The 24635-nt window shown below is 62.9% G+C and carries 28 protein-coding genes; 24 read left to right on the top strand and 4 right to left on the bottom strand.

Annotated elements, in window-relative coordinates; translation table 11 throughout:
- The first annotated feature begins 16 nt into the window (after positions 1–16).
- The 19 genes from OKA05_RS20520 to OKA05_RS20430 all read left to right on the top strand — a co-directional run bounded on the left by OKA05_RS20520 (position 17) and on the right by OKA05_RS20430 (position 15366).
- Entirely contained in the window at positions 17–694 is a 678-nt protein-coding gene (locus OKA05_RS20520; RefSeq protein WP_264489063.1) for a hydrolase, read from the top strand.
- A gap of 73 nt (positions 695–767) precedes the next feature.
- The gene (locus tag OKA05_RS20515; protein WP_264489062.1) at positions 768–2027 is read left to right on the top strand and encodes an alginate export family protein; all 1260 of its coding nucleotides are present in this window, start codon (positions 768–770) and stop codon (positions 2025–2027) included.
- A gap of 49 nt (positions 2028–2076) precedes the next feature.
- The gene (locus OKA05_RS20510; RefSeq protein ID WP_264489061.1) at positions 2077–2637 is read left to right on the top strand and encodes an antibiotic biosynthesis monooxygenase; all 561 of its coding nucleotides are present in this window, start codon (positions 2077–2079) and stop codon (positions 2635–2637) included.
- Between the two features lie 7 nt (positions 2638–2644).
- On the top strand, positions 2645–4432 hold the full coding sequence (locus tag OKA05_RS20505) for an amidohydrolase (protein ID WP_264489060.1): 1788 nt from the start codon (positions 2645–2647) through the stop codon (positions 4430–4432).
- A 66-nt stretch (positions 4433–4498) separates the two neighbouring features.
- The gene (locus tag OKA05_RS20500; RefSeq protein WP_264489059.1) at positions 4499–5245 is read left to right on the top strand and encodes an SDR family NAD(P)-dependent oxidoreductase; all 747 of its coding nucleotides are present in this window, start codon (positions 4499–4501) and stop codon (positions 5243–5245) included.
- 6 nt (positions 5246–5251) lie between these two features.
- On the top strand, positions 5252–6094 hold the full coding sequence (locus tag OKA05_RS20495; protein WP_264489058.1) for an alpha/beta hydrolase: 843 nt from the start codon (positions 5252–5254) through the stop codon (positions 6092–6094).
- Between the two features lie 24 nt (positions 6095–6118).
- Positions 6119–6949, top strand: a complete 831-nt coding sequence (locus OKA05_RS20490; protein ID WP_264489057.1) for an alpha/beta fold hydrolase — start codon at positions 6119–6121, stop codon at positions 6947–6949.
- 24 nt (positions 6950–6973) lie between these two features.
- Entirely contained in the window at positions 6974–7726 is a 753-nt protein-coding gene (locus OKA05_RS20485; protein ID WP_264489056.1) for a glucose 1-dehydrogenase, read from the top strand.
- Positions 7727–7818: 92 nt separating this feature from the next.
- Positions 7819–8169: a cupin domain-containing protein gene (locus tag OKA05_RS20480; protein WP_264489055.1), complete on the top strand. Its 351-nt coding sequence runs from the start codon at positions 7819–7821 to the stop codon at positions 8167–8169.
- Positions 8170–8182: 13 nt separating this feature from the next.
- Positions 8183–9130, top strand: coding sequence for a ring-cleaving dioxygenase (locus OKA05_RS20475; protein WP_264489054.1), 948 nt, complete (start codon positions 8183–8185; stop codon positions 9128–9130).
- Positions 9127–9765, top strand: a complete 639-nt coding sequence (locus OKA05_RS20470; protein ID WP_264489053.1) for an alpha/beta hydrolase — start codon at positions 9127–9129, stop codon at positions 9763–9765. Before OKA05_RS20475 ends, OKA05_RS20470 begins: the two co-directional genes overlap by 4 nt.
- Before the next feature lie 19 nt (positions 9766–9784).
- Positions 9785–10492 (top strand): histidine phosphatase family protein, encoded by a 708-nt coding sequence (locus OKA05_RS20465; protein ID WP_264489052.1) that lies wholly within the window; start codon positions 9785–9787, stop codon positions 10490–10492.
- The gene (locus OKA05_RS20460) at positions 10489–11529 is read left to right on the top strand and encodes a sensor histidine kinase (protein ID WP_264489051.1); all 1041 of its coding nucleotides are present in this window, start codon (positions 10489–10491) and stop codon (positions 11527–11529) included. The genes OKA05_RS20465 and OKA05_RS20460 overlap by 4 nt, the downstream gene beginning before the upstream one ends.
- Positions 11526–12194 (top strand): response regulator, encoded by a 669-nt coding sequence (locus tag OKA05_RS20455; RefSeq protein WP_264489050.1) that lies wholly within the window; start codon positions 11526–11528, stop codon positions 12192–12194. The genes OKA05_RS20460 and OKA05_RS20455 overlap by 4 nt, the downstream gene beginning before the upstream one ends.
- 280 nt (positions 12195–12474) lie before the next feature.
- Positions 12475–12903 (top strand): ribose 5-phosphate isomerase B, encoded by a 429-nt coding sequence (rpiB, locus tag OKA05_RS20450; protein ID WP_264489049.1) that lies wholly within the window; start codon positions 12475–12477, stop codon positions 12901–12903.
- Entirely contained in the window at positions 12900–13334 is a 435-nt protein-coding gene (locus OKA05_RS20445) for a YiiD C-terminal domain-containing protein (protein WP_264489048.1), read from the top strand. The genes rpiB and OKA05_RS20445 overlap by 4 nt, the downstream gene beginning before the upstream one ends.
- Positions 13335–13374: 40 nt before the next feature.
- On the top strand, positions 13375–13644 hold the full coding sequence (locus OKA05_RS20440; RefSeq protein ID WP_264489047.1) for a hypothetical protein: 270 nt from the start codon (positions 13375–13377) through the stop codon (positions 13642–13644).
- A gap of 5 nt (positions 13645–13649) precedes the next feature.
- Positions 13650–14099 (top strand): PIN domain-containing protein, encoded by a 450-nt coding sequence (locus OKA05_RS20435; protein ID WP_264489046.1) that lies wholly within the window; start codon positions 13650–13652, stop codon positions 14097–14099.
- A gap of 1 nt (position 14100) precedes the next feature.
- The gene (locus OKA05_RS20430) at positions 14101–15366 is read left to right on the top strand and encodes a leucine-rich repeat-containing protein kinase family protein (RefSeq protein WP_264489045.1); all 1266 of its coding nucleotides are present in this window, start codon (positions 14101–14103) and stop codon (positions 15364–15366) included.
- Between the two features lie 2 nt (positions 15367–15368).
- Here the strand turns inward: OKA05_RS20430 and OKA05_RS20425 are convergent, their stop codons facing one another.
- Together OKA05_RS20425 and trxA are read right to left on the bottom strand one after the other, a co-directional pair.
- Complete coding sequence (locus OKA05_RS20425; protein WP_264489044.1) at positions 15369–16568, bottom strand: MFS transporter; 1200 nt, start codon at positions 16566–16568, stop codon at positions 15369–15371.
- Between the two features lie 64 nt (positions 16569–16632).
- A complete protein-coding gene (trxA, locus tag OKA05_RS20420) occupies positions 16633–16947 on the bottom strand; it encodes a thioredoxin (RefSeq protein WP_264489043.1) in 315 nt (104 codons plus the stop codon).
- 139 nt (positions 16948–17086) lie between these two features.
- On the opposite strand from trxA, the gene OKA05_RS20415 reads away from it, so the two are divergent.
- The 5 genes from OKA05_RS20415 to rlmN all read left to right on the top strand — a co-directional run bounded on the left by OKA05_RS20415 (position 17087) and on the right by rlmN (position 22750).
- On the top strand, positions 17087–17695 hold the full coding sequence (locus OKA05_RS20415) for a TetR/AcrR family transcriptional regulator (RefSeq protein ID WP_264489042.1): 609 nt from the start codon (positions 17087–17089) through the stop codon (positions 17693–17695).
- A gap of 123 nt (positions 17696–17818) precedes the next feature.
- Positions 17819–19663: a translational GTPase TypA gene (gene typA / locus OKA05_RS20410; protein WP_264489041.1), complete on the top strand. Its 1845-nt coding sequence runs from the start codon at positions 17819–17821 to the stop codon at positions 19661–19663.
- Between the two features lie 181 nt (positions 19664–19844).
- Positions 19845–20465 carry a hypothetical protein gene (locus OKA05_RS20405; RefSeq protein ID WP_264489040.1) on the top strand — a complete coding sequence of 207 codons (621 nt, stop codon included), beginning with the start codon at positions 19845–19847 and terminating at the stop codon, positions 20463–20465.
- Between the two features lie 88 nt (positions 20466–20553).
- Positions 20554–21522, top strand: a complete 969-nt coding sequence (locus OKA05_RS20400; protein ID WP_264489039.1) for a metallophosphoesterase family protein — start codon at positions 20554–20556, stop codon at positions 21520–21522.
- A 142-nt stretch (positions 21523–21664) separates the two neighbouring features.
- Positions 21665–22750 carry a dual-specificity RNA methyltransferase RlmN gene (gene rlmN, locus OKA05_RS20395; RefSeq protein ID WP_264489038.1) on the top strand — a complete coding sequence of 362 codons (1086 nt, stop codon included), beginning with the start codon at positions 21665–21667 and terminating at the stop codon, positions 22748–22750.
- A gap of 3 nt (positions 22751–22753) precedes the next feature.
- On the opposite strand, the gene OKA05_RS20390 is transcribed toward rlmN, so the two are convergent.
- Together OKA05_RS20390 and OKA05_RS20385 are read right to left on the bottom strand one after the other, a co-directional pair.
- Entirely contained in the window at positions 22754–23959 is a 1206-nt protein-coding gene (locus OKA05_RS20390) for a hypothetical protein (RefSeq protein ID WP_264489037.1), read from the bottom strand.
- 31 nt (positions 23960–23990) lie between these two features.
- On the bottom strand, positions 23991–24563 hold the full coding sequence (locus OKA05_RS20385; RefSeq protein ID WP_264489036.1) for a hypothetical protein: 573 nt from the start codon (positions 24561–24563) through the stop codon (positions 23991–23993).
- Positions 24564–24635 lie beyond the last annotated feature (72 nt).

Below are 24635 nucleotides of genomic sequence, written 5' to 3'. Positions count from 1 at the left end.
AAATGCGAGAACCACCATGAACTCCTATCACAAGCTCTTCACGGCCGAGGACAGCGCCGTCGTTTTCATCGACCACCAGCCGCAGATGACCTTCGGCGTCGCGAACATCGACCGCGCCACGCTCATCAACAATGTCACGCTCCTCGCCAAGGTCGCGAAGGAGTTCAATGTCCCCACGGTGCTCACCGCGGTGGAAACCGAGTCCTTCAGCGGCTACATCTGGCCGCAGTTGCTCGATGTCTTTCCAGGCCAGCCGATTGTCGAGCGGACCTCGATGAATTCTTGGGACGACGAAGGCTTCCGCGCCGCGATCCGCGCCACCGGCCGCAAGAACATCCTCATGACCGGTCTGTGGACGGAAGTCTGCGTGACCTGGCCGACGATCGAGATGCTGGGCGAAGGCTACAACATCTACGTCGTGGAAGACTGCTGCGGTGCGACCTCGCCTGCCGCCCACGAGGCTTCGCTTTCCCGCATGGTCCAGGCCGGAGCGGTGCGGGTGACCGCGCTCCCCGCCTTGCTCGAATGGCAGCGCGACTGGGCAAAGCGCGAGCACTACGACAAGCTGATGGGGCTGATCAAAGGACAGGGTGGCGCCTACGGCGTGGGCGTGGAATACGCCTACACCATGGTCCACAAGGCCCCTCAGTCGGCGATCAAGCCGCAGGTGGTGCCGCAAAAAGCAGGCCACTGATCTTTTCTCCGCTCGGGCCTCCCGCGGCATTCATGGCCCGCCGCGGGAGGCACGGTGCCACCCTGCTCCGGAGATGATCGCGATGCGAAACCTCGCGCTCCTTCCCGTGCTCGCCGGGCTGTGCCACGCCGAGCCGGACGAATCGCGATGGTCCATCGATGGCCATGCGCGGACAATGTACGAGAGCTACCATGGACTCGATCTCGGGCTGGGCCCGGTGGACGACGATGATTGGATTCACCAACGCGTGCAGGCGATGTTCTCATGGGAGAACGATCAGTCGTTGCGCTTGGCCGCCGAGCTGACGTGGGGCCGCATGTGGGGAAAGGAATCGCCGCTCGCCCCGCCGGATGAGGATGACGTGGATTTCCTCCAGCTCTTCGCGCAGGGCGATCTTACTTTCGGCAACGACACTCTCGAAATACGCGCGGGGCGTCAGACACTCTACTACGGGTCGGGTCGTTTGTTGGCAGCACGTGAGGGTGCCAATCAAAGGCTCGCCCATGATGCGCTTGTGCTATCGTGGCAGTGCGACGAGCACAGCCGGGTGGATGCGTTCATCGCCTCACCGGTCGCGGTGGAGCCCGGGGCTTTCGACAACGTGTCGCATGCCGGCGACATCCGGTTTTGGAGCCTCTACTCGGTGATGCCGCTGACACGCGGGAACTTCCTGGACCTCTACTACATCGGCCTGCGCGATGAGGATTCGATCTTCGCGGAGGACGGTGGTCATGAAACCCGGCACACGCTCGGTGCCCGCTGCTGGCGGGAGACCGAGCCGGTGATCCTCAATACCGAGCTAATCTTCCAGTTCGGCGAGGCTGCCGGCCGCGAAATCATCGCGGGAGCCGCGAGCCTCGGAATCGGCTACGTCTTCATGGACGCGCCGTGGCGTCCGTCTTTGCAACTCCGCGCCGATGCGATTTCCGGAGGTGATGACACTGGCACGCTGCACACGTTTCACCCGCTGTTTCAGGCGAACAACTATTTCAACGAGGGCGGCTTCCTCTCGCCCTCGAATCTCTACAACCTGAACCCACTCGTCGCACTGAAGCCGCGCGAGAATGTGGAGCTGACCTTCGGGGTGAACTTCCAGTGGCGCTTCAGTCCGGACGATGCCATCTATGGACCTCCGCTCCAACGGCTTGGCGGCCCGGCGGTCGATGGTGAACGCTACCTCGGCACCGCCTTCAATGCGTCGCTGGCTTGGGAGATCACCTCGGCCACGTCCATGTTCCTCGGCTACACGCACCACCAGGCCGGACCATCGCTGACCGGAGTCGGCGGGAGTAGCGTGGACTATCTCCAGGCCAGCTTCCGGCAGGAGTTTTGAAGAAAGCGCGTCACACCGGCGCGCCGCCACCCAACACCCCGAATAGAGCATGTCCCCGCCACCGGAAGATCCCTCCGTGACCGTCGTCGTCCGCCGCCGCACCAAGCCGGGCTGTGAGGCGGACTTCGAGGGCGCGATGCGTGAGTTCATCACCTTCGCACTCTCGTTCCCGGGCAATCGCGGAATTCACGTGCTGCGCTCGGAGCAGGGCCATCCACGCGACTACACGGTGGTCGATCGTTTTGCGGACATGGAGGCTCGGCGGGCATTCACGGCATCGGAGGCCTACAAGGAGTGGATGGTCCGCCTGCGCACGCTGACCGAGGAAGATCCGCACATTGAGGAGATGGGTGGGCTCTCCGGGTGGTTCACGCTGCCGGGCCAGCCGCATGCCCATCCACCGCCGAAGCCGAAGATGGCGCTCGTCACGTTCCTCGGCGTTTACCCGCTGACCTCGGTGCTGCCGCCGCTCTTCGGCAAGCTCCTGCCGGCGTGGCATCCGCTTGCGCGGAATGTCCTCGTCACCGGCCTCGTCGTTGCCCTGCTGACCTGGGTGGTGATGCCGAATCTCACCAAGCTCTTCCGCCGCTGGCTCTTTCCCACGATCTAACAAAGTTATGGAAACTCCCGATCTCATCCTCCGCAACGGCCGCGTCACGACCCTCGATCCCGCGAAGCCGGAAGCGAAACACGTCGCGATCAAGGACGGCCGCATCCTCGCCACCAGCGACGAGGAGATTCAACCGGGACCGCAGACGAAGGTCATCGACCTCCAAGGCCACCGCGTCATTCCCGGCCTGAACGATTCCCATCTCCACCTCATCCGCGGTGGGCTGAATTACAACCTCGAGCTGCGTTGGGACGGCATCCCTTCGCTATCAGAGGCGATGCGCATGCTGAAGCTTCAGGCGGCCGTCACGCCGACAGGCCAGTGGGTGCGCGTGGTCGGCTCATGGAGTGAGTTTCAATTCGTCGAACAGCGCATGCCGACGCTCGACGAACTCAATGAAGCCGCGCCCGACACCCCCGTCTTCATCCTTCATCTCTACTGCCGCGCCTTGCTCAATCACGCCGCACTGCGGGCGTGCGGCTACACCAAGGACACGCCCGATCCTCCCGGCGGGGAGATCCAGCGCGACAAGAATGGCAACCCCACCGGCCTGCTCATCGCCCGGCCGAACGCGATGATCCTCTACGCGACGCTGGCGAAGGGCCCGAAGCTGCCGCCCGAGCATCAGCTAAACTCGACGCGCCATTTCATGCGCGAGCTGAATCGCCTCGGGGTGACGAGCTGCATCGATGCTGGCGGCGGATTCCAGAACTACCCGGACGATTACGCGATCATCCGCCAGCTCCACGAGCGCGACGAACTTACGGTGCGCATCGCCTACAATCTCTTCACGCAAAAGCCGAAGCAGGAGAAGGAAGACTTTGCCCGGTGGATGAAGATGACCAAGCCGGGGGATGGCGATGCCTTCTTCCGCATGAATGGTGCGGGCGAAATGCTGGTCTTCTCGGCCGCGGACTTTGAGGACTTCCTGGAGCCGCGGCCCGACCTCGCCGCCTCGCTGGAGAGCGAGCTGGAAGACGTGGTGCTGGCACTCGCCTCGAATCGCTGGCCATTCCGCCTGCATGCGACCTACGATGAAAGCATCTCTCGTTTCCTCGATGTCTTCGAGCGCGTGGACCGGGAAGCTCCGTTGCAGGATCTCCGCTGGTTCCTCGATCACTGCGAGACCATCAGCGATCGCAACCTGGAGCGGGTGAAAGCCCTCGGCGGCGGGATCGCCATCCAGCATCGCATGGCCTTCCAAGGCGAATACTTCGTGGATCGCTATGGTGCGAAAGCCGCGGAGCGCACGCCACCTGTTAGAAAAATGCTGGAGATGGGAATTCCCGTTGGCGCGGGTACCGATGCCACGCGGGTGGCGAACTACAATCCCTTCAACTCGCTCTACTGGATGGTCAGCGGCCGCACCATCGGCGGGCTCGAACTCTACCCGGAAGCTAACCGGATGAGCCGCGTGGAAGCGCTGCGGCTCTACACCTCCGGCAGCGCGTGGTTCTCCGGCGAGGACGATGTGAAAGGCCGCATCATTCCCGGCCAGCTCGCCGATCTGGTCGTCACCAGCGAGGACTACCTCGCCGTGGCGGAGGAAAGGATCCGCGACCTGCAATCGGTGCTCACGATCGTCGGCGGCAAGCCGGTTTACGCCGCCGGTCCTTTCCGCGAGCACGATGCCCCGCCGATCCCGGTGCTGCCCGAGTGGTCGCCGGTCGCGAGGTTCGGCGGCTATGGCGCGCCGCATTGGGATGGCCGGACGACGTCGATGAAATCCGGGCCACGCTCGGCTCCTGCTCCGGGTCCGCTGTGGGGCGCGGGCTGCGATTGTTTTGCCTTCTGAAGATCGTTCGTCACGGGCGGCTGTGGATTTCCAATGGATGATGAACGTCCAACCTATTCCCGCCCCATGTCTGGAAAACTATCCGGCAAAACCGCCGTCGTCACCGGTGCCTCGAAAGGCATCGGCGCTGCCATCGCCAAGCATCTCGCCGCCGCCGGTGCCAAGGTGGTGGTGAACTACTCGTCCTCGCCCGCTGCCGCAGAAGAGGTCGTCGCCGGGATCGCCGCCAACGGTGGCAGCGCGATCGCCATCAAGGCCAACGTCGCAGATCCCGGTGAAGTGCAGCAGCTCTTTGCGGAAGCCGTGGCCGCATTCGGCCCCATCGACATCCTAGTGAACAATGCCGGTGTCTTTGACTTCAAGCCGATCGAAGCGATCGCGCCTGAGCATTTTCACCGCCTGTTCGAAATCAACGTGCTCGGCCCCATCCTCGCCACGCAGGAGGCGCTGAAGCATTTCAATCCCGCCGGCGGCAGCATCATCAACACCAGCTCCACCGTGAGCACGCATTCTCCGGCGGGGACCGGCGTTTACAATGCCACCAAGTCTGCGGTCGATGGGTTGACGCGAACCTTCTCGAAGGAGCTCGGGCCAAAGGGAATCCGGGTGAACTCGATCAATCCCGGGCCGACGGAAAGCGAGGGCGTCCACGCGCAGGGGCTCATCGACATCTTCAAGAAGCTCGGTGAACAGACTGCGCTCGGGCGGATCGGGCAGCCGGACGACATCGCTCCAGCCGTCGTTTACCTGGCCTCCGATGACGCGTCGTGGGTCACCGGGCAGATGCACTTCATCTCGGGCGGCGATCGCTGAAGCACCATGAACGCGAAACGCCCGATCGTATTGATCCACGGCCTGTGGGTCACGCCGCATTGCTGGGACAAGTTCCGCAGCTACTATGAATCTCGTGGTCACAAGGTGCTCGCGCCGGCATGGCCTGGCGTAAGTGACGACGCTGCGGGGATGCGCCGGGATCCTTCGAGCCTCAACGGGGTCGGTGCGGAGCAAGTGATCGCTCACTATGCGGAGATCATTCGTGGCCTGCCCGAGCCACCGATCCTGATGGGCCACTCCTATGGCGGCGTGCTCACCCAGGTCCTGATCGACCGCGGCTTCGGCGCAGCCGGTGTGGCGATCGACTCGGTGCCGCCGAAGGGCGTGCTGGTGCTACCTGTTTCGACCTACCTGTCCCTGCTGCCGGCCTTCCTGAAGCCATCGACGTTTCGAGGAACCTTTCTCTTTACCTTGGAGCAGTTCTGGAAGGTCTTCGCCAACACGCTGTCGGAAGCCGAAGTGCGCGAGGCCTATGAAAGCATTGCCATCCCCGCATCCGGGCGAGCGATCTTCCAGGCAGCGCTGGCCAACTTCATGGCGAAGGCTCCGACGTTCATCGATTTCCACAACGGCAAGCGCGCGCCGCTGCTACTGATCGGTGGCGAGAAGGACGTCATCATGCCGTCCGCGCTCAACCGGAAGAACTTCCGGAAATACCGCTCCAGCGCGATCACCGAGTTCAAGGAATTCCCCGGCCGCAGTCACTTCATCATCGCGGAGAACGGTTGGGAGGAAGTCGCCGATTACGCGCTGTCGTGGGCATGCGGCCAGGCTGATTCACGAGAATCCCCTTTATCGACGACACCCATGGCGGCAAATATTTCCTGATTTGATCCCAACCCCAGAACTGACATGAGCACCATCACCACCAAGGACGGAACGAGCATCTACTACAAGGATTGGGGCCCGAAGGACGGCCCGATCGTTACCTTCAGCCACGGTTGGCCGCTGACGGCTGACGCGTGGGAAGCGCAGATGTTCCACCTCGCCTCGCACGGCTTCCGCTGCATCGGCCACGACCGCCGCGGTCACGGTCGCTCCAGCCAGCCGTGGGACGGCAATCACATGGACCAGTATGCCGATGACCTCGCCGAGTTGTTCGAGCAGCTCGATGTGAAGGACGCCGTCATGATCGGTCACTCGACCGGCGGCGGCGAAGTGGCGCGCTACATCGGTCGCCATGGCACGAAGCGCGTGAAGAAGGCCGTGCTGATGGGCGCGGTGCCGCCGATCATGCTCAAGACTGATGCGAATCCCGGTGGCCTGCCGATGGAGGTGTTCGACGGCTTCCGTACGGCCTACCTAACAGATCGAGCGCAGTTCTTCCTCGATGTCGCCAGCGGTCCCTTCTTCGGATTCAACCGGCCGGGTGCAAAGGTCTCGCAGGGTCTTATCCAATCGTGGTGGCTGCAGGGCATGCTGTCCGGTCACAAGAACGCTTACGACTGCATCAAGGCCTTCTCCGAAACGGACTTCACCGAAGACCTGAAGAAGATCGACGTGCCCACGCTCATCATCCATGGCGATGACGACCAGATCGTGCCGATCGGCGCGGCGGCCATGCTTTCCTCGAAGCTAGTGCCTAATGCGGAGCTCAAGATCTACCCGGGCGGCAGCCACAGCCTCGGCGATACCGCGAAGGATCAGCTCAATGCCGATCTGCTCGCGTTCGCGCGTTCGTAGTCCTCCGACTTCTGGACCACACGTATGAAACTTCATTCAGGCAAAGTTATCATCGTCACCGGCGGGACCGCCGGTATCGGGCGTTCCACTGCCATCGCTTTCGCGGCGCAGGGAGCGAGCGTGGTGGTGGCGGGCCGTCGTGAAAGCGAGGGCGCGGAGTCGGTCGCGCTGATCGAGCAAGCGGGCGGCAAGGGCTTGTTCGTACGCACCGACATCGCGGAGGAAGCGGAAATCGCGAATCTGGTCGCGACTACAGTCGACACCTTCGGGCGGCTGGACTTCGCGTTCAACAACGCGGGCGTTCACCTCGAAAGCGGGCCGCTCACGCAGGTCACCGCCGACGTGATCCACCGGACCTTGGCCATCAACGTCGGAGGCGTGGCCCTGTGCCTCAAACACCAGATCCCCGCCATCCAGAAAACCGGCGGCGGATCGATCGTGAACAATGCCTCCGTGCTTGGAATCCGCCCGATCCCCAACTGCGCCATCTACAATGCCAGCAAGGCTGCGGTCATCGGCTTGACCAAGAGCGCGGCGCTGGAAAACGCGAAGTCCGGCGTGCGGATCAATGCCGTCTGCCCGGCGGTCATCGAGACGGACATGACCGCTGGCTTCCGCGATGACCCGCAGTTGCACGCCTACATGATCGGCATCCATCCGGTGGGGCGTTTCGGCCGGCCGGAGGAAGTCGCCGAAGCAGTGCTCTACCTGTGCTCGCCGAATTCCGGATACACCACCGGCATCGCGCTCGGTGTGGATGGCGGCTACGGCATCTGAGGAATGGGAGGGGGCTGGGCATGTTCCGGTATCATGCTCAGCCCTCGGATGTGGCATTTCCCGGATCACATCATCGGGCATAGTCTCATGCCGTGAACGCCACCCGAATCCACGCCGATGCCTCCGGGGTTACCCGCTTCGAGGACATCACGATCCCGTTGAACGACGCCGGAGAGATCGGCCGGCTTTCTGCCGACCTTCCTGCCGGAGCGGTGGTCTTCCGCGAAACGGATGCCAGCTACGATTACGACTGGCATCCCGCACCGCGGAGGCAATGGATTGTTTTGTTAGATGGACGGATTGCCATCGAAACCGGCGACGGCGAGGTTCGCGAGTTCGGCGGTGGCGATATCCTGCTGGTGGAAGACACGCAGGGCCCCGGCCATCGCACGAAGCAGCTCAGCGCGGGCGTGCGGCGTTCGCTCTTCATCCCCATTTCTTGAAAGGATCACGACTATGAAACCGGAAATCACAGGCATCCATCACGTCACCGCCATCGCGAGCGACCCGCAACGGAACATCGACTTCTACGCCGGCTTGCTCGGCCTGCGGATGGTGAAGAAGACGGTCAACTTCGACGATCCCTCCGCCTATCACCTCTACTACGGTGATGAAAGCGGCTCGCCTGGCAGCATCGTGACCTTCTTCTACTGGCCCGGGCACGACGCCCGCGGACGCCTCGGCAGCGGGCAGACTACCGCGCTAGTGTTCTCCGCGCCGGGAGGGTCGCTCGGTTATTGGCAAGAGCGCTTGGAGAAGCAGGCCGTGGCGGTCGAGCGGAAGAACCGCTTCGGCGAGGAGGTGCTGGCCTTCGTTGATCCGGACAAGATCCCCGTCGAAATTGTCGCGGTGCCGGATGATGCACGCCACGGCTGGACTGGCGCGGGCATTCCTGCGGAGCACGCCTTGCGCGGACTGCATACGGCCGAGTTGACGGTAGCCTTTGCCGCAGCCACGGAAGCCTTGCTTTCGATTGAGATGGGCTTCCGCCTCGTGAAGCGGGAGGGAAACCGCGCTCGCTTCGAAGCCGGTCCGGGCGGCTCGGGCCGCTATGCCGACGTGCTTGAAAGCCAGGGTCCGCGCGGCAGTGGCGGCTCGGGAACGATCCACCACATCGCGTGGAGTGTGCCGGACGATGAGACGGAACTCGCCAAGCAGGCCGAACTCCAGCGGTCGGGCTATCAAGTCTCGCCGGTGATGGATCGCGATTATTTCCACTCGATTTACTACCGCGAAAAGGGCGGCATCCTCTTCGAGATCGCGACGGAGAATCCCGGCTTTGCGGTCGATGAGATGCCGGAGTTGCTCGGCACCGGCCTCAAGCTGCCGAAGCAGCACGAGCACCTGCGCGCCCGCATCGAACAAATCCTTCCTCCGCTCCAACCCGCCGCTTCCCTGTCATGAGTATCCACGATGTTTCCCAAACCTTGCGCCGCGGCAAGCCGCTCGCGGAGGCCGCCGGTGCGCTGATCCTTCTCCATGGTCGCGGAGCCACGGCCGACGACATCATCGGGCTGGAGGACTACTTGCCCGCGGAGAATCTCGCGGTTGCGGCCCCGCAGGCGACGCAGTTCACGTGGTATCCTCAGCGCTTCTTCGTGCCGCTGGCAGAGAACGAGCCGTGGCTTTCCAGCGCGCTGGCGCTGGTTGACCGGCTGGTGAATGAAGCGCGCGAGGGCGGCATCCCGGACGACAGGATCGGCATCGCCGGTTTTTCGCAGGGCGGCTGTTTGGCGCTGGAGTATGCCCACCGCAACCCGAAGCGCTACGGCTTCGTCGCCGGACTGAGCAGCGCCTTGATCGGACCCGAGGGAGTTTCACGGAAACCCTCCGACCTGTTGCAGACGCCGGTGCTGATCGCCTGCGCGGATCACGACCCGCATATTCCGCTGCCCCTCGTGGAGGAAAGCGCGGGCATCCTCGCCGGTTCCAACACGGCGCTCACCAAGCAGATCTTCCGCGGCTACGACCACACCGTCTTTCCCGAAGAGATCGCATGGCTGACCGAGCGGATTTCCGGCTGGAACAAGGGCGCTTGATCGCGTCCCTTGGTGTCGCATGTCCGTCATCACCCGCATCTTCCTGATCCGCCACGGGGCGACGGTGCTCACGGCCGAAGACCGCTTCGCCGGATCGACCGATGTCGAGCTGTCCGAAGAGGGCAGGGCTCAGGTCCGTCGTCTCGCGGAACGCCTCAGCCTGATCCCGGTCGATGCCGTCTATGCCTCGCCGCTCGGGCGGACGATGGAGACGGCCCGCATCCTCGCCGCGCCGCATGGCACGGAGGTGACGGTGCGCGATGGCTTGAAGGAGATTTCGCACGGCCATTGGGAACAGATGACTCGCAAGGAGGTCGAGCACGCCTATCCGGATGAGGTCACCGCGTGGGATCGCGATCCCTTCACCTACGCGCCGCCGGGCGGCGAAAGTGGGCTCGCAGTGACGGCGCGGGCCTTGCCGGCATTGCTCGAGATCGTGCAACGGCATGAAGGAAAGCCGGTGATCGTCGTCTCCCACAAGGCGACCATCCGGCTGCTGCTGAGCTCGCTACTAGGCTTCGATCCGCGACGCTACCGTGACAACCTCGACCAAGATCCCGCCGCGCTGAACATCGTGGATTTCAAGGATCCGGTCCGGGCACGCTTGATGCTTTTCAACGACAGCTCGCACTACTCCGAATCGGGCCTCGCGATTCCGGATCTCGCGGGTGCTTGTCTCTCGAAATGGTGGTCCACGGAAACGTCGGCGGAGAAAGGCGCGCGGTGACTTTTCCCTCCAAGCCTTGGCAAGTAGTGGTGATCGGGAGCCTTGCGCTCCTGATCATCGGGGTGATCGATACGCGGATCGAGCCACAGCTCGGCAGCGCGTTCTTCTACATGTTGCCCGTGCTTCTGGTCACTCGTCACGCTGGCACACGCACGAGCATCATATTCTCCATTCTGGCCACGGGTGTCTCTTTGTATGCTGACTTGCAGACCTCGGGGCCGGCGGTTCCGACTTATGTGCCTTACTGGAATGCCGCTCTGCGATGTGGGGTGCTGATGGTGGCGGTGTTGCTGCTGATCTCGCTGAGAAAGCTCAATGGGACCTTGGAAGCGCGCGTCCATGACCGGACGGCGCGCCTGGAGGATGAAGTGAAGAACCGCCTGAAACTGGAGCGCCGCATTCTCGATGCCAAGGAGTCCGAGCAGGCGCGCATCGGCCAGGATTTGCACGACGGACTTTGCCAGCAGCTTGTGGCGACTGCATTTTCCGCCGCGCTGCTGCAGCGAAGCTTGGAAGAAAAGTCCGCACCGGAGGCGGCCGACGCGGAACGCATTGCGAAATCCATCGACGAGTCAATCGGCCAGGCGCGAGACATCGCGAAAGGTCTCCATCCGGTTCCCCTTGAGGAAGAGGGTCTTGAAACGGCGTTGCGCGATCTTGCGCGCAGCACCTCGAAGCACACCGGCATTCGCTGCACCGCGGAGGTTTCCGGAAAGCCGTCCCATCTCGACAAGGCGGCCTCCATTCACCTCTACCGCATCGCCCAGGAAGCACTGAACAATGCGGTCAAGCATTCCGCTGCTTCATCCATCGCGATCCGCTTCGCCACCTTTGGGGACGACTTCGAGCTGGCGGTCGAGGACAATGGCCATGGCATGATCCGCGGTACCCGCACAAACGGTGGAGGGGGGATGGGTCTTCATATCATGGATTATCGGGCCCGTGCGATCGGCGCGGAACTCGATATCTCGCCCGGAAAAGATGGCGGTACCCGGGTCCGTTGTGTTTCATCTCCCCAGTCCACGATCGGCCGATGACTGCCACCACAAATGACCATGCCCGCATCGTCCTGGTGGACGATCACCCGATGGTTCGCGAGCGCCTCGCGGAGGTCATCAACCGCGAGCCGGATCTCTCGGTCTGTGGCGAGGCGGAGGACCGGGGTGGTGCGCTAGAAGTGATCGAGCGGGAGAAGCCGCGGCTCGCCATCGTCGATCTCACCCTCAGGCGCTCGAACGGTCTCGATCTCATCAAGGACCTGCGCGTGATGCACCCGGAGCTGCTGATCCTGGTGCTGTCGATGCAGGATGAAAACCTTTACGCTGAGCGCGTTATCCGAGCTGGGGCACACGGCTACATCACCAAGCAGGAAGCCACGCGCAAGATTCTCGATGCGATTCGCCAGGTCATGGCGGGAAAGGTTTTTCTCAGCGAAGAAATCTCCGCCGACATTCTTTCCCGCATGCTCGGCAAGTCGAAGGGTGCGGTGCGTTCGCTCGACGTGCTTTCCGATCGCGAGCTTCAGGTCTTCGGTCTCGTCGGCGAGGGTTTTGGCACGCGCCAGATCGCCGAGCAGCTCGGACTCGATGTGAAAACGGTGGAAACCTACCGCACTCGGATCAAGGAGAAGCTGGAACTCAAGGATGCTTCGGAATTGCTGCGCCAGGCCATCGCGTGGCGGCGCGATCATCCGAACGAGTGATCTTGTAAGGTGCTGCCCTGACGGGCTTGTCCGGGCGCTCGGCGCAGTAAATCGGGCTCTCGTCCGATGGACGCGGGGAGCATGTTAGGCCATGGTTTCAACAGCGCCGACACCACCGTCTCATAACCTCTGGCCCGGGGGGGACATGTGATCTGACGGGGGTGCCGGTGCGGCCGTGTACGGATGTCGGCTTGGCAAGTCCGGCTCTGGCGTGCATTGTTAGGGATCGGGAGTCGCCGCCCGTGAGGGTGCGGCGTGTCCCGGCACTGCCGTCCACACCATGAAAATCGCCATCGGATCCGATCACGCCGGCTTCTCTTACAAGCGGGAAATCATTGCCCAACTCCGCGCCAAGGACATCACCGTGATCGATGTCGGCACGGACTCGGAAGTCCCGGTTTCCTACGTTCCCTTCATCCGGGAGGTCGCCGAGGGGGTCGCGGCGGGGACATTCGACCGCGGCATCGTGCTCGGTGGCTCTGGCAATGGCGAGGCGATGGCCGCCAACCGCATCAAGGGCGTCCGCTGCGCACTGTGCTGGAATGTGGAGACCGCCAAGCTCGGTCGCCAGCACAACGACGCCAACGTCCTCTCGCTCGGCGAGCGGGTGCTCGACCTGCGCACCGCACTTGCGATCGTCGATGCTTTCCTGACCACGCCCTTCGAAGGCGGCCGGCACTTGGAACGCATCCACGAACTCGACGCATGAGCCCTGCGGAGATCGAGGCCTTCCTGCACGAGAAGATCCCGCTCTCCCAAGCGATGGGCGTGCGGGTCGAGTCGTGCGATGCGGAAGGCCTCGTCCTCACCGCCCCGCTGGAGCCGAACCACAATCATCTTGGCACGGCCTTCGGCGGCAGCCTGGCGGCGCTCGCGACACTGACAGGCTACGCCTGTCTCTGGCATGCGCTCGACGACCGTGAAGCGCACGTCGTGATCCGCCGCAGCGAGCTTGATTACCGGCATCCGGTACGTGGGACGCTGCGGGCGATCTGTCCGCGGCCGGAAGAGAAAGAGCTGGAGGCTTTTCGCGCCACCTTCGCGAAGGCGGGAAAGGCGCGTATTTTCCTTGAGGTGACGGTCGAGGAAGAGATGGGCGTGTGCCTGCATTTCCGCGGTGACTTCGTGGCCATCAGATAGTCGGATTGACGTGCGAGGCGGATGATGGCAATTTGCCATCATGATCAAGACGCAGGTGCAAATTCCCGATCATCTCTACGACGAGGCGAAGCGCATTGCCGCTGAGTATGAGATGAGCCTCGCGGAGGTCTTTCGCCGCGGCTTGGAGAAGATGCTGCCCTATTATCCGCCGCGCGAACCCGCGCCGAAGACGAAAGGCTGGCAATTGCCCGCCCCGCAGCGGCGCGGTGCGGCCGACTTCGACGCGGCCCAGCTCCGCGATCTGGCGCGTGAGAATGAAGTCATTCCCAGCCGTGCCCGGAGGCGCTGAACCGTATGCTTTCCATCGATACCAACCTGCTGTTCTTCGGCTATGCCGCCGACCGGCCAGAGCACGAAACAGCGCGCGATTGGTTGGAAAGCCTTGTCTCTCGCAAGGACGTCGTCTTGTCGGAGTTCATTTTGGTGGAGTTCTACAACCTGCTGCGGAACCCGGCCGTACTGAAACGACCGCTCGGAGCCGGAGAAGCGACCGAGATGATCCAGATCTACCGCTCCCATCCTTATTGGAAAATTGTCGGCTTCCCGCGCGACAGCCGGCGCATGCACGATGAGCTGTGGACGCTGGCGGCGACACCGGGGCTGCCGCGCCGCCGGATCTTCGATGCACGGCAGGCCTACGCGCTGCTCCACCACGGCGTGAGATCTTTCGCCACGGCGAACGTGAAGGACTTCGAAGGCCTCGGCTTCGAACGGGTATGGAATCCGCTGCTGAAGAAAGCCTGAAATGTCCGCGGACACACTGACCCTCCTCCGCGCTGGCAAACTCGATGGCACCCGACGGCTCGACCTCTCCTGCGGGCTAACCGACTTCCCACGCGAGATTTTCGACCTCGCCGAGTCGTTGGAGATTCTCAATCTAACCGGCAATCGGCTTTCCGATCTCCCCGCCGATCTGCCGCGGCTGAAGAAACTGCGGATCTTGTTTTGCTCGGAGAACGACTTCCACCACCTGCCGCCGGTGCTCGCCGAGTGCGCCGGTCTCTCGATGCTCGGCTTCAAGTCGAACCGGATCGAGCGTGTCGAGGCCCTGCCGCCGTCGCTGCGCTGGCTGATCCTCACCGATAACCGGATCGCCGCTATACCCCCCTCCATCGGCAACTGCCAGCCGCTCCAGAAGCTGATGCTTTCCGGCAATCGGCTGGAAAGCTTGCCGGATGAAATGGCCGCCTGCACCAACCTCGAACTCGTCCGCCTCGCCGCGAACCGCTTCCGGTCTCTGCCGGATTGGCTATTCCGGATGCCGAAACTCGCTTGGCTCGCCTTTGCTGGGAATCCCTTCGTCGAAGAGCCGACGGCCGCCGCGGCGGAGATCGCGTGGGCCGACCTCGCCTTGGAGGAGAAGCTCGGCGAGGGGGCGTCGGGCGTCATTCACCGGGCAGTACAATTGTCCAGCGGACGCCCCGTGGCGGTGAAGATTTTCAAAGGAGCCATGACCAGCGATGGGCTTCCCGCCAGCGAGATGGCGGCTTATCTTGCGGCGGGGGGGCATTCCAATGCGATTCCTATACTCGGCAAGATTGGCGGGCATCCGGATCAGGCGCAGGGGCTGGTGATGGAATGGATCGACCTGGATTTCACGAGTCTTGCTGGCCCGCCCAGCCTCGAAAGCTGCACGCGCGATGTGTATCCCATGGAAGCAAGCTATCCGCTGCCCGTGGTTATTCGCATCGCCCGCGGCATGGCTTCGGTGGCGATGATGCTGCATTCAAAGGGAATCATGCACGGGGACTTCTATGCCCACAACGTGCTGCGGAATGCGGAAGGAAGCTGTCTGCTCGGCGACTTCGGGGCGGCGTCGTTTCACTCCGGACTGCCCGGCTTGGAGCAGATCGAAGTGCGGGCCTTTGGCTGCCTGCTGCAGGAGTTGCTGGATCGTTGCGAGTCCGATTGCGGCGGGTTGCGCGAGCTGCAGCAACGTTGCCTGTTAGAAGATGTCAGGGCCCGGCCTTCGTTTGTCACGATCCTCCGGGAGCTGGACGACTTCGCATAGCCTCACTCGCCTTCGGGGCAAGGCGTCGCGACAGGGACCGGTGACTTTGCCGACATCAGCACGAGGGCCGCGGCGATCGACAAGCCGATGACACCTGCTGCCGCCCAGCCGACGTGCGGGAGTCCGAAGCCGTCGATCACCCAGCCGCCGAGGATGGCGCCGAGCCCGATGCCCATGTTCGCCCCCGAGATGTTCAAGGAAGCGCCGAGCGCCGCGTTGGCGGAGGCGGATTTCATGACCCGGACGTGGGAGACCGTGAAAAGCGCAGCCTGTGCGATGCCCCAGATCGCGAGAACCACGGCGAGCATGACGAATGAATGCACGACAGGCACCAACACGATCATCGCGAGCGCGATCGGCGCGCTGAAGGCGATGGAAGCGCCGAGCGGACTGCGGTCCACGAGGCGGCCGCCGAGCCAGTTGCCGATCATGCCGACTCCGCCGAAGCCCATCAGGATCCAGCCAACCGTCGCGCCATCGAAGCCTCCGAGTCGCTCAAGGATGTCGGCGAGGTAGGTGTAGGCCGTGAACATGCCCGCGAAGACGAGCAGGGAGAGCAGGACGTGACCGGCAATGACCGGATCGCGGAGGATGCCCATTTGCGAGGCCACGGAAGCGGCGCCCTTCTTCCCCTGGATGGAGGGGAGGAAGAAGAACAGGAGTGCCGCCTTCACCAACGCCAACACAGCCAACGAGGCAAAAGCCACGCGCCAGCCGAAGGCATCGCCAACCAAGGTGCCGATCGGAATGCCGAAGATCGTGGCGGCGACAATGCCAAAGGAGACCATCGAAATCGCTTTCCCGGCACGCTCCGGACCGGTGATGGCAACCGCGGTTTCACTTGCGAGTGCCCAGAAGACCGGCAGCATCACCGCGGGGATGAAGCGGGCAAAGGCCATGATCCCAAAATTCGGGGCGACTGCGGCGAGGACATTGGAGAGGGCGAACAACAGCAGCGTGCTGACGAACAGCCGCTTGCGCTCGAAGCGCGAAAACGAGGCCGTGAGAGGCGGGCCGACCACCGCCACTGTGAAGGCGAACAAGGTGACCAGCAGCCCGGCGCGCGACACGCTGACGCCCAGATCGCGCGCCATCGCAGGCAGCAGTCCGACGATGACGAATTCCGTGGTCAGAACGGTGAAGCCCGCGGCGGAGAGAAGGACGATCGGCAGGATCGAGCGCCCGCCTTGGGATGAAGCCATGATTGAAGAATGAAAAGAGCGTGGCACCCAGTCTCGCGGACTGGTGGCCACGCTCCGATAGCAGTCAGGCGGCCAGGGCGGCGGTCAGAACGGCCTTGTCCTGCACGCCGCGGAAGACGCTCACCGGCTCGCCGTTCTTGAAAACGATCAGCGTCGGGATCGCCTTGATGCCGAAGCGGCGCGCGAGTTCCGGCGCGGCATCGACGTCGACCTTGGCGACGAGGGCCTTGCCGTCCTGTTCGACGGCGATTTCCTCGACCACGGGGCCGATCATTTTGCATGGGCCGCACCATTCGGCCCAGAAGTCCACAAGGACGGGCTGATCGGTGCCGGCGAGGGCGGCATCGAAGGTGTCATTGGTAAGTGCGATGCTTTTCATGATTCTATTAGGGAAGGAGGCCACACGGTTTTGACTCCGTTGAAGGTGGGGTCTTCGTTCGTGTGGCCTCTTATGTAACGAACGATACATATCTATCCGCTGGACAAGCCGGGGTCAAGCGAGTTTTTTACCGTCAGGTATGGAATCCTCGAAACCCGCTTCTGCCATCGGTCGCCCGCGCGCCTTCGACGCCGACCGGGCGCTCGACCGGGCGGTGCGCGTCTTTTGGGAGAAGGGCTACGAGGGGGCCTCGATGGCTGACCTCACCGAGGCGATGGGAATCAACCGTCCCAGTCTCTACGCGGCCTTCGGCAACAAGGAATCGCTGTTCCGCAAGGCACTCATTCGCTACTGCGAAGGCCCGGCATCCTACGTGACACTGGCGCTGGAAGCCCCGACGGCGCGAGAGGCGGCCGAAAAGCTATTGGCGGGAGCGGTGAACGTTTTGAGCGATCCGGAGAACCCTTGCGGATGCCTCTCGATCCAAAGCGCGCTCGTCTGCGGCGATGAAGCGACACCGGTGAAGCAGGAACTCGTGACGGTGCGTTGCGATACCTTGCGCTCGATCGAGGATCGGTTCGCGAAGGCGAAGGAGGAGGGTGAATTCAGTGCTGACGTGGACACGAAGCGGCTGGCCCGCTACCTTTCGACGGTGATCCAAGGGCTGGCGGTGCAGGCCGCCAGCCGTGCGACCGGGTGCGAGTTGAAGGGGGTCGCCGAGCAGGCGATGATGGCTTGGCCGGGCTGAAAGCGGACCTTTCCCGGTGATTCGCAAAATCCGCGCGGCAGGAACGTCACGTGCTTACCCCTTGCCAATCCGGGGAAAAGCGTCCATAGCCCCGCCCCGCCCGCCGCCCGGGCACGCGCCGCCATGTCCTTGAAGATCCGCAATCTCGCCATTATCGCCCACGTTGACCATGGGAAAACCACCCTCGTCGATCAGCTTCTCCAAGCTGGCGGCACCTACCGCGACAACCAGGCGCAGCAGGAGCGCGCGATGGACTCGATGGACCTCGAAAAGGAAAAGGGCATCACCATCAAGGCGAAGAACACGGCCATCCACTGGGAAGGCTACACCATCAATATCGTCGATACCCCGGGTCACGCCGACTTCGGCGCCGAGGTGGAACGCGTGATGAAGATGGTCGATGGCGTGCTGCTCGTCGTGGATGCCTCCGGCGGCCCGCAGGCCCAGACCCGCTTCGTGCTGCGCAAGGCGATGCAGGAAGGCCTCAAGCCGATCGTGGTGGTCAACAAGATCGACCGCCCGCTCGCCACCCCGATGAAGGTGCACGACCAGGTCCTCGAACTCCTCCTCGACCTGGATGCGGATGAAGATCAGTTCAATGCTCCCTTCTGCTACGGCTCCGCCCGCGACGGCTACTTCATGGATCACCCGGAAGACGAGCGGAAGGATTGCGTGCCTCTGCTCAAGAAGATCATCGAGCATATCCCCGAACCGAAGGCCGATCCGGATGCTCCCTTCCTGATGCTCGTTTCGAACATCGAGTGGGATGATTACGTCGGCCGTGTCGCCGTCGGCAAGGTCCTCGGCGGCAGCGTCAAGAAGGGCGACACCATTTTCCTCCTCCGCCAGGATGGCACCAAGGTGCAGTCCAAGGTGATGAAGACCTTCACCTACTCCGGCCTCGCCACCGCTGACTCGGAAGGCTGCGGCGCAGGCGGCATCGTCGGCATCGCCGCCGGTATCGAAAACGTGGACATCGGCGAGACTATCGCTGGCTCGGCCGATCAGGTGCCGCTTCCTTTCGTCGCCATTGACCCGCCGACGGTGTCGATGCAGTTCTCGATCAACGACGGCCCCCTCGCCGGCAAGGAAGGCAAGCACGTCACCTCCCGCGCCATCCGCGAGCGCCTGATGCGCGAGCTGAAGACCAACATCTCCATCACCGTGGAAGATACCGAGCTCTCCGGCGTCTTCAATGTCTCCGCCCGTGGCGCGATGCAGATCGCCGTGCTGGTCGAGCAGATGCGCCGCGAAGGCTTCGAAGTCCTCGTTTCCCGTCCGGTCGTGATCTACCGCCGCGACGATCACGGCAAGCTGCTCGAACCCTTCGAGACCCTCTACGTGGAGGCCCCCGGCGACTACACCCAGGGCATCCTCAAGATCCTCATGAACCGCAAGGGCATGATGGAGCACATGGACACCGAGGCCAGCGGCCGCGTCTTCATCCAGGCGCACATCCCGACCCGCGGTCTGATCGGTTTCGAAACCGAACTGGTCAACCTGACCTCAGGCCACGGCATCATGAGCCACCTTTTCAAGGAATACGGCCCGCACGCCGGCGATATCCAGAACCGCACGACCGGCACGCTGGTCTCGATGGATTCCGGCACTGCCACGCCTTACTCGCTGCAGATGCTCGAGGAGCGCGGCGTCCTTTTCGTTGCTCCCGGCGATGCCGTCTATGAAGGCATGCTGGTCGGTGAAAACCCGCGAGTCGGCGACCTGCCGGTGAACCCGGTCAAGGAGAAGCACCTGGATAACATGCGCTCCTCCGGCAAGGACAAGACCTCCAAGCTGACCCCGGCCATCCGCTTCTCGCTCGAGCGCGCGATCGAATACATCGACGCCGACGAACTGGTGGAAGCCACGCCGCAGAACATTCGACTGCGCAAGCGCATCCTCGACGCCAACGCCCGCAAGCGCGCGGCCAAGGGCCCGAATGTCGAAGACCGCAGCAACCGCGGTTGAGAGAAACGAAGTTTCCCTTCCCCAAGCCTTCCCTGCACGGGCCGTCCCTTTGAAAAGGACGGCCCGTTGTCGTTTGAGGGATGCCGGATTCCCGATTCCGACTCCAAACTTGCGGTGTGGAGCACGCCAAGAGCATCCTTACAAAATGATGACCTCGGGAATGAGGATTATGGGAGCGGTCTTGCTGATCCTGCTCATCGCCGTCCTGGCGAGTCCGGATGGGCTTCGGCGCCGAAAAGGAAAAAATTCTGCACGAGCGGAAGCCGTCAACAATGCAAAGCAGATCCTGCTCGCATTGTTAGATCATCAGGAACGCTACGGCTCGTTTCCGAACGAAAAAACGATGCAGAAGATTGCCAAGGAGAAGGGGATTGCTCCGTTTCCGCTGACCACTTCGAACGATTATTTCCGGCTGCTCCTCGCCGGGGGAGCCGCTTCCGAGAAGATGGGCTATTGCAGCTTCCCATCCTTGCCAACTCACCGGCCGGACGACGTGATTTCGCCTTTGGAACAAGCTTTCGCGAGGGGAGAGGTCGGCTTCGCTTATGTTGCCAATCTTCCGGCGGATTCCCACGGCGACACCCCGGTGCTGGTAGCTCCATTGATTCCCGGCACGTTCCAGTTTGATCCCAAGCCCTTCGATGGAAGAGCCGTCGTGTTAAAGATGGATGGATCGACGACCACCATGACGATCCGCGAAGACAACGGCCTGGTTTCCATACGAGGCGGTAAGACCCTTTTCGATCCGTCCGCTCCCTATTGGAACGGCAAGATGCCGGACGTGAAGTATCCCGCTCGTTGAGCGGCGTTTTGAGCGGTGGCAATTTTGCCAATAAGATTTGGGAAAGAGGAGCAACAGGGGCTCCGGTCATTTCGTAAGCTCCGAAGCCATGGTCACCCGCCGAAAACTCCTGAAGAATTCGTTGCTCGCCGCTCCCGCCTTTGTGCTTCCCCTCGGGGCCGCGGAAAAGGGCGCGAGCAAGCTCCGCATTGGCATCATCACGGACGTCCACAAGGACCTCGTGCCCGATGCGGATGAAAGGCTCCAGTCCTTCATCGACCTTATGAACAAGGAGTCGGTGGACGCGGTGATGCAGCTAGGCGATTTCTGCACTCCCAAGCCGGCGAACCAAGCGTTCCTCGACATCTTTAATGGCTTCCGCGGTCCGCGATACCACGTGATAGGAAACCACGACACCGACGGCGGCTTCAAGCGCGAACAAACCATGGCGTTCTGGGGAATGAAGCGCCGCTACGATTCCTTCGACCTCGGGGGCTATCACTTCATCGTGCTCGACGCCAATGACCGCCCCGCGGATTGGAAGGGCGGCTATCCGAGGACCATCGCCGCCGATCAGGTGGAGTGGCTGCGCAAGAATCTCGAGGCCACCCGTCTCAATACCTTCATCTTCTCGCATCAGAGTCTTGAACGTCCGGACTGCATCACGAACCAGGACGAGGTTCGCGCGGTACTCGAAGCTGCCAAAACCACTGACGGCAAGTGCAAGGTCGCGGGTTGCTTCAATGGCCACTGGCACATCGACCACAGCCGCGTGATCGGCGGCATCCCCTACGTGCACATCAACTCTGCGTCCTATTACTACATGGGTGGTGTTAGGAACGACTCGGTGGACCCGGCGCTCGCCAAGAAATTCCCGATCCTCGTGGCGAGCGCGAATTATGATGGTCCGCTATACACCGTGCTGGAGATCGATCCGGCCGCCGGAACCTTCGCCATCCGCGGCATGGAATCGAAGTGGCGCGGAAAGTCCCCGCAGGAGATTGCCCCGACGCGGACGAAAGAGGAGGACACATGGGCGCAGCCCACGATTACGGCCGGGCAGTGGAAGGTCATTTGAAGAGGGAGGCCTGCGATTTTCGCGGGATCGCCCGCAGCGAGGCTCATGAAAACCCGGGTGCCCTCGGCGAATTTCGGGTCGCTGGCTTGGATCCGCATCTAATCGGATTGGACGCGCGGCTTCTCGCGTTCATGCTCCCGCCGTGCTCCCCGCGTTGACCGGTTACGATCCCGCTGCCTTGGAGGCCTATCTGGCCGCCGAGGGGCAGCCTGCATTCCGGGCGGGGCAGATCCTTGACTGGATCTGGAAGAAGAAGGCCGCGTCAGTCGATGCGATGAGCAACCTGCCAGCCGCGCTGCGCGAAAAGCTCTCCTCGTCGTTTCGACTCCACGCACTGGACCACTCGCAGACGCAGGGGAGCGGTGACACGACCCGCAAGTTCCTCTTCAAGCTCCACGACGGCCGCTACGTCGAGAGCGTGCTGATCCCCGCGAACCCCGCGCTTTACGGCGAGAAGTCCGACCGGCGTACCCTGTGCGTGTCGTCGCAGGTCGGCTGCGCTTATGGCTGCAAATTCTGCGCCTCCGGCCTGGCGGGTTTCTCGCGGAATCTGGAAGCCGCGGAAATCGCCGGCCAGGTGTTGATGGCGGAGCGCCTTTCCGGCGAGCGTGTCGATAACCTCGTCTTCATGGGCATGGGCGAGCCTCTGGCGAACCTCGACAACCTGCTCGCCTCCATCTCGATCATCACCTCGCCCTGGGGCCTGCACCTCGGCGCGCGGCACCTGACGATTTCCACCTCTGGTCTCGTCCCGCAGATCCGGAAGCTCGCCGAGCACCCGCAGCAGATCCGCCTAGCCATCTCCTTGCACGGCGCGACAGACGACGTTCGCGGCCAGATCATGCCGGTGAACAAGAAGTGGGGCACCGCCGAGCTTTTCGACGCACTCGACTACTGGAACTCCCGCAAGAAGCAGCACCTGACGCTGGAATACATCCTAATCGAGGGCGTGAATGACGACCTCGAGCAAGCGCGCATCCTGGCGACCCACGCGCGGCGCTTGACGGCGAAGGTGAACCTGATCCCTTACAACACCGTCGAGGGCCTCGACTGGAAGCGCCCGTCGGAAGACCGGTGCCGAGCCTTCCGCGACATCCTGAAAAACGCCGGTGTCTCGGCCACCCTGCGCCTCGAAAAAGGCCACGACATCGACGCCGCCTGCGGCCAGCTCCGGCTGAAGCAGGAAACGGAAGAGGGCATCATCGAGGCTCCGATGAAGCGGAAATAGAGTTCACCCCTCCTCCGCCAGCACCTCCCGCACCTCCGCGATCAGCCCCTCCACTTCGCCGAGAATCTCGCCGGTCTCCTTCCGCACGAAAGCCCGCCATACCGGCGTCGCCAGGCTTTCATGATCGGCGGCGTCGATTCCATGCAGGGCATCGCGCAGCCACTCCCGGGCTTTCTTCAGGCGCACCAGCACGTCACCTGCAAACAACTTGTCCGGGGGCCACTCGTCGGCGGACTCCAGCGCGCCGCCCAGCTTGGCAGAGGCCGATTGCACGCCGTTGATCACCTCCAGCAGGGGATGCTCTTGCGGTGCATCTTTCGGCAGCCATTCCCCAACCTCGTGGTGCAGCCGCACGGCCAGCTCCACGCAGCGCTCGATCAAGGGATGGCGCTGGTCGTCCTTCCAATCGTCCGCATCCGCGTTCTCGACCGACTCGGCACAGATCGCGTTCATTTCCTCGATCCAGCGCTGGCGTTCGGCCTCCTGCTCGGGGGTAAGCTGCGGATCGGATTCGCCGCGCTCGCGCATCAGGCGGGTGCGTTCTTCGTCAAAGATCCGCTCGAAATCGTCGTGTCCCTCGCGCTCGATCCTTGCCTGCACGCGGTCCAGCAGCAGGTCCATGCGAGCCGCCTCGGCATCGGCCTCCGCCTCGGCCTTGCTCTTCGGGGCATCGTCGTCGTCATGGCCGCTTTGTTCCGCGACCGCCATCATCATGCGGTCCATGAAGCCGGTCATCGCCTCGCCATTGGCGCGGCGTTGCTCGATCTCCTCCTCATCGCTCATGGTCCAGACCGCGGTGTCGTCCAGATCGAGCTTGAAGTCGGCCGTTTCAATCACCACCCGGCCATTCTTCATGCTGAACCACTCGAGGTAGAGTGAGTTCCCCCAGTGCCAGGGAAAGGGCTGCTTCTTCTCGTAGCAGGCGATCACTTCCTCCATCGGAACGTCCGGCACCTTGACCTTGCGGGACGCGGTGATGTCGCCGACCACGCCGTCCTGCAATGGGGCGAAGCCCTCGCGGAGGCCGGGTTTCGGCGTCGGATTGGAGAAGCGCAGCAGATGGCCGGCGAGGTCGCGCCACGGGTTGCCTTCCAACTCCAGCACCACCGGCTCATCACTGCCGGTGAACCAGATTCGTCCGGTGACCTTGCCTCGAGTGCGGTTGTCGATCTCACCGCGGATCACGTGCTCGTCGATGCGCCATGCCATGGCCCGACGTTGAGGAGTCGCGCCGATTTTGTCACGCTGCTGTCGTTCCTTCCACCAGCCGCCGGCAAGCCGCGATCCGCGGGTTCCGCGCGGCCTCAATCTCGTAATAGGCCTGCAGCAGGCTTTCCTCGACGCAGACCCGCCGTCGCACCTCGCGCAGCGGGTAGTCCATCAGCGCGTGGAAATCGACTTGATCGAGCGGCTGGCAATCCGAGATGGCGGCGAGGTGCACCGCATCCTGGAAGACCCGCCGCGCCTTTGGCGGGAAGCGGTAGGCTTTCGGATAAAAGCGGCTGGCGACCCGGCCGAAGAACTCGGTGGCGGAGGTGCGCATGCGTTTCGTGGAGCCCATGGTGAAGCCGACGACGAAGGCCTCGTCCATCAGCGTCGTCCCGCGTCCCAGCAGCAGGTGAACGCAATCGTGTTGGTATAGCGTGACCCGCCCGCGAAACATCGAGAGCGGCGGCACGTTGAAGGCGGGGTTTTCCATGACCCGCACGATCCACGGCACCTCGGACTGAGGATTGCCGATGGACAGGAGCCTTTCCATTCCCTCGCGCAAGGTCACATGGCCCTCGCGGAGAGGCAGAAAGAACGTACGCAAACCAGGATGGTAGTCTGGCATGGAAGACTATCCCATTTTTCCGGAGAGAGGGCAAGGCGGCTTTCGATGGCC

Origin of the sequence: Luteolibacter arcticus, from assembly GCF_025950235.1 — a bacterium.
Taxonomy (GTDB): domain Bacteria; phylum Verrucomicrobiota; class Verrucomicrobiia; order Verrucomicrobiales; family Akkermansiaceae; genus Haloferula; species Haloferula arctica.
This window is presented reverse-complemented; position numbering and strand designations above follow the sequence as displayed.

What these genes read in the sequence shown, in the direction of transcription:
- OKA05_RS20520 (WP_264489063.1), top strand. Translation starts at nt 17, where the DNA reads ATGAACTCCTATCACAAGCTCTTCACGGCCGAGGACAGCGCCGTCGTT.
- OKA05_RS20515 (WP_264489062.1), top strand. Translation starts at nt 768, where the DNA reads ATGATCGCGATGCGAAACCTCGCGCTCCTTCCCGTGCTCGCCGGGCTG.
- OKA05_RS20510 (WP_264489061.1), top strand. Translation starts at nt 2,077, where the DNA reads ATGTCCCCGCCACCGGAAGATCCCTCCGTGACCGTCGTCGTCCGCCGC.
- OKA05_RS20505 (WP_264489060.1), top strand. Translation starts at nt 2,645, where the DNA reads ATGGAAACTCCCGATCTCATCCTCCGCAACGGCCGCGTCACGACCCTC.
- OKA05_RS20500 (WP_264489059.1), top strand. Translation starts at nt 4,499, where the DNA reads ATGTCTGGAAAACTATCCGGCAAAACCGCCGTCGTCACCGGTGCCTCG.
- OKA05_RS20495 (WP_264489058.1), top strand. Translation starts at nt 5,252, where the DNA reads ATGAACGCGAAACGCCCGATCGTATTGATCCACGGCCTGTGGGTCACG.
- OKA05_RS20490 (WP_264489057.1), top strand. Translation starts at nt 6,119, where the DNA reads ATGAGCACCATCACCACCAAGGACGGAACGAGCATCTACTACAAGGAT.
- OKA05_RS20485 (WP_264489056.1), top strand. Translation starts at nt 6,974, where the DNA reads ATGAAACTTCATTCAGGCAAAGTTATCATCGTCACCGGCGGGACCGCC.
- OKA05_RS20475 (WP_264489054.1), top strand. Translation starts at nt 8,183, where the DNA reads ATGAAACCGGAAATCACAGGCATCCATCACGTCACCGCCATCGCGAGC.
- OKA05_RS20470 (WP_264489053.1), top strand. Translation starts at nt 9,127, where the DNA reads ATGAGTATCCACGATGTTTCCCAAACCTTGCGCCGCGGCAAGCCGCTC.
- OKA05_RS20465 (WP_264489052.1), top strand. Translation starts at nt 9,785, where the DNA reads ATGTCCGTCATCACCCGCATCTTCCTGATCCGCCACGGGGCGACGGTG.
- OKA05_RS20455 (WP_264489050.1), top strand. Translation starts at nt 11,526, where the DNA reads ATGACTGCCACCACAAATGACCATGCCCGCATCGTCCTGGTGGACGAT.
- rpiB (WP_264489049.1), top strand. Translation starts at nt 12,475, where the DNA reads ATGAAAATCGCCATCGGATCCGATCACGCCGGCTTCTCTTACAAGCGG.
- OKA05_RS20445 (WP_264489048.1), top strand. Translation starts at nt 12,900, where the DNA reads ATGAGCCCTGCGGAGATCGAGGCCTTCCTGCACGAGAAGATCCCGCTC.
- OKA05_RS20440 (WP_264489047.1), top strand. Translation starts at nt 13,375, where the DNA reads ATGATCAAGACGCAGGTGCAAATTCCCGATCATCTCTACGACGAGGCG.
- OKA05_RS20435 (WP_264489046.1), top strand. Translation starts at nt 13,650, where the DNA reads ATGCTTTCCATCGATACCAACCTGCTGTTCTTCGGCTATGCCGCCGAC.
- OKA05_RS20430 (WP_264489045.1), top strand. Translation starts at nt 14,101, where the DNA reads ATGTCCGCGGACACACTGACCCTCCTCCGCGCTGGCAAACTCGATGGC.
- OKA05_RS20425 (WP_264489044.1), bottom strand. Translation starts at nt 16,568, where the DNA reads ATGGCTTCATCCCAAGGCGGGCGCTCGATCCTGCCGATCGTCCTTCTC.
- trxA (WP_264489043.1), bottom strand. Translation starts at nt 16,947, where the DNA reads ATGAAAAGCATCGCACTTACCAATGACACCTTCGATGCCGCCCTCGCC.
- OKA05_RS20415 (WP_264489042.1), top strand. Translation starts at nt 17,087, where the DNA reads ATGGAATCCTCGAAACCCGCTTCTGCCATCGGTCGCCCGCGCGCCTTC.
- typA (WP_264489041.1), top strand. Translation starts at nt 17,819, where the DNA reads ATGTCCTTGAAGATCCGCAATCTCGCCATTATCGCCCACGTTGACCAT.
- OKA05_RS20400 (WP_264489039.1), top strand. Translation starts at nt 20,554, where the DNA reads ATGGTCACCCGCCGAAAACTCCTGAAGAATTCGTTGCTCGCCGCTCCC.
- OKA05_RS20390 (WP_264489037.1), bottom strand. Translation starts at nt 23,959, where the DNA reads ATGGCATGGCGCATCGACGAGCACGTGATCCGCGGTGAGATCGACAAC.